The sequence below is a fragment of the Gilvimarinus sp. 1_MG-2023 genome (assembly GCF_030548285.1).
In genome coordinates, this window is record NZ_JAUOSC010000062.1 from 1 (window position 1) to 552 (window position 552).

Below are 552 nucleotides of genomic sequence, written 5' to 3' on the forward strand. Positions count from 1 at the left end.
GCTCAGCTGTTGCGACAAACAGCTATCATCTGTATCGCTTGTCGGCGTACAGGCATAACCACTGGTTGGGTCTTCGCCACTGTAAGCACCGTCCGGCGCGCTGGGATAATAAGGTAATTCGATACGACCACTACGGAAAGTCGCCTGCAAGCCGTCGGCCAGCAACGCAGAAGGTACTGAAGCGCTGCTGCTGAAATCGGTTTTGCGGGGGGCCGGGGCCGGTAAGGTCGATAACAGCGCATTCCCCTGAATCAGGGCCGTCGCTGCTTCGGTGTCGCCACTGGTCATCATGGTGACGGTGGCCATTTGGGTTGTGGCATCATCGTCGGTGGTATTCAGGTAATGCTGCACCAACGCCGGAATATCCTTGTTACTCAAGGCGCTGTTGGCATTGCCCGGTGCGGCCATCGCGTTCATCACCGACGTTGAACCACCGGTAGTGAAGGTATAGGCCAGAGCGACATTCACGTCGTTACGTTGCAATACGCTACCGACAAAACCCTCTGCCAGCTGCTGCCAGCCTTCAATCGCGACTTTGGCAGAGGCCAGCTC

General features: G+C 57.1%; 1 pseudogene. It reads right to left on the reverse strand.

The features are described from left to right. Positions 1-552, reverse strand: a pseudogene (locus tag Q4563_RS15650) (hypothetical protein); the annotation flags it as partial.